The organism is Claveliimonas sp. (assembly GCF_037273965.1).
Classification (GTDB): domain Bacteria; phylum Bacillota; class Clostridia; order Lachnospirales; family Lachnospiraceae; genus Claveliimonas; species Claveliimonas bilis.
In genome coordinates, this window is sequence record NZ_JAYAZJ010000005.1 from 1 (window position 1) to 2,878 (window position 2,878).

The window sequence follows — 2,878 nt, forward strand, 5'->3', positions numbered from 1 at the left end:
ACTGGCAAATGAAAAAATAAATGAGATAAACAGAGAAATACAAAGGCTGGAAAAGACAAAAGAGATTCTGAAAGTCAGGAAAGAGCAGCTTGCAGTATGCAGTCGTGTGGATGATATGTTTATAGAGTTGAAGCTGCTTCCGGAGGAGCGTTTCCGGGTAATTCCCTTTGATATTAAAGAAGAAAATTTAAAGGATCTGTTTTCCTGTGCAAAGGATTGCTGGGGGATTGAACAGTGCAGAATGGGAATCGGTAGCTATATTTCTGTGGATAAGGTGAGAAAAAAGAGGTTTGAAAAGTATGACGGAGTTTTTTCTCCTGCGCTGAAAACAGAAAAAGGCGGAGAGATTCTGATAAGGAAAAAGGGACTTTGTCTTTGCGGATACCAGAGAGGAATATGGGAAAGGCTGCCTGAGCTTTATGAAAAAATGCTGGTATTTGCAGAGAGGAAGAATCTTAAGTTAAAAGGTTTTGCATTTGAATCAGGTATGAATGATTTTGCCATAACAGATGAAAATGATTACGTCACAAAAGTGGAGATTGCTGTAGAAGAGTCCCTGTGAAAGGGCAGATATCCGGGGATTGATAAAAAATTTTATTGAAATTTGTGACAGAAAATGTATTTCTATTAACTTTTATTGCATTAAATTTGCGGCAGATATTTAAAATAGAAAACCGTCCGGAGAGGTTCGCTTCCGGACGGTTTTCTGTATATTACTTATAGAGTATCTATGAGTGACCGTGATTAGAACAGACCTGTGATCTTACCTGTCTCGTCAACGTCAATCTTCTCAGCTGCCGGTACTTTTGGAAGTCCTGGCATTGTCATGATTTCGCCGGTAAGGGCTACGATAAAGCCTGCACCTGCAGAAATCTTCAGGTTACGTACAGTTACCTCAAAGTCTGTAGGAGCGCCCAGTTTTGTCTGGTCATCTGTCAGGCTGTACTGTGTTTTTGCAACACAGATCGGGCAGTTGCCAAAGCCAAGATCTTCAAGCTGTTTTGCCTGTTTCTGAGCGTTAGCTGTAAGGACAACTCTCTTGCCGCCGTAGATTTTCTGAACGATCTGGTTCAGTTTGTCCTCAATGGAGCCTTCCAGCTCATAGGAGTAGGAGAAGTCATCATTTGGCTCTTCGCAGAGACGGATTACTTCTTCTGCAAGCTTCAGACCGCCTTCGCCACCTTTTGCCCATACTTCAGAAAGAGCTACGTTTACGCCCATTTCTTTACATTTTGCCTCTACAAGATCAAGCTCTGCCTTGGTATCTGTTGGGAAAGCATTGATAGCAACTACACATGGAAGTTTGTATACATTTGTAATATTGCTTACATGTTTCAGAAGGTTCGGGAGACCTTTTTCAAGAGCCTCAAGGTTCTCGTTGTTCAGGTCAGCTTTTGCAACGCCGCCATTGTATTTCAGAGCACGAACAGTTGCAACAACAACAACAGCGTTTGGTTTCAGACCTGCCATACGGCATTTGATGTCAAGGAATTTCTCAGCACCAAGGTCAGCGCCGAAGCCAGCCTCTGTAATTGTGTAATCAGCCAGTTTCAGAGACATTTTTGTAGCTGAACAGAGTTACAGCCATGAGCGATATTAGCGAATGGTCCGCCGTGTACGATTGCAGGAACATGCTCAAGAGTCTGAACAAGGTTTGGTTTCAGAGCGTCTTTCAGAAGTGCTGTCATAGCGCCCTCAGCGTGAAGATCGCCTGCTGTTACCGGTTTCTGCTCAGAAACTTTACCGTATGTATATCCGATGATGATTCTGGAAAGACGTTCTTTCAGGTCTTTGATATCGCTTGCAAGACACAGAACTGCCATGATCTCAGAAGCAACAGTAATGTCGTAGCCGTCTTCACGAGGCATACCGTTTGTCTTTCCGCCAAGGCCGTCTACTACATTACGAAGCTGACGGTCATTCATATCCACACATCTTCTCCATGTGATCTTTCTTGGGTCAATGTTAAGAGCGTTGCCCTGGAAAATATGGTTGTCGATCATTGCTGCAAGAAGGTTGTTTGCTGCGCCGATTGCATGGAAGTCACCTGTAAAATGAAGGTTGATATCTTCCATAGGAACAACCTGTGCATAGCCGCCGCCTGCTGCGCCGCCTTTTACACCGAATACCGGTCCGAGAGATGGCTCACGAAGAGCTACCATAACGTTTTTGCCAAGCTTCTGCATACCGTCAGCAAGACCTACAGTTGTAGTTGTTTTTCCCTCGCCTGCCGGTGTAGGGTTGATAGCTGTAACAAGGATCAGCTTGCCGTCCTGTTTGTCTGTTTCTTTCAGAAGATTGTAGTCGATTTTTGCTTTGTACTTTCCGTACTGCTCCAGATATTTGTCATCAATACCTGCGTTTGCAGCGATCTCAGTAATTGGTTTCATTTCGCATTCCTGTGCGATTTCGATGTCACTCTTGAATCCCATAAGTTTTGTCTCCTTTCATAAACGGAAGCCCGAGCCCAGACAGAAAAAATATCCTGTCTGAGTAAAAAAGGGCAGTATCTGAAAGTGTCAAATACTGCCCAGACGGTCGGCTTCACAAATCTCTGACTCCCCTGTGGTTATCCACGTCTCCGCCAGTTGTCAGAGATGTTTTAAATTGATGATGAAATGGTAACATATTAATTATGGTTTGTCAATAGTTTGTCAAAAAAATATCAAAATATTATGTTGTATTTGTATATCTGATATAAAAATACTGGATGAACTTTATATACATTGCACAAGTAAAGTGTGATGCAACTGTGTTTGTAAATCGGAAACCGTCAGAGAATTACCTGGAAGTTCCGGTGAGTTTTTTCAGGATCCTGCAGCCGTGGCTGTACAGGGAAATGTGGCTCTTGTGAAGGTCAAAGAAAAGATCGGAAGAG

General features: G+C 43.1%; 1 protein-coding gene, 1 pseudogene and 1 riboswitch. Of the genes and pseudogenes, one reads left to right on the plus strand and one right to left on the minus strand.

Annotated elements, in window-relative coordinates; translation table 11 throughout:
* Window positions 1-562: MerR family transcriptional regulator (locus WJ238_RS00065; protein ID WP_337605815.1), on the plus strand; the 562-nt coding region annotated here is incomplete at its 5' end.
* A gap of 182 nt (window positions 563-744) precedes the next feature.
* Here WJ238_RS00065 and WJ238_RS00070 read toward each other — a convergent pair.
* Window positions 745-2,432, minus strand: a pseudogene (locus WJ238_RS00070) (formate--tetrahydrofolate ligase).
* Between the two features lie 89 nt (window positions 2,433-2,521).
* A riboswitch (ZMP/ZTP riboswitch) is annotated at window positions 2,522-2,602 on the minus strand.
* Window positions 2,603-2,878: the final 276 nt, after the last annotated feature.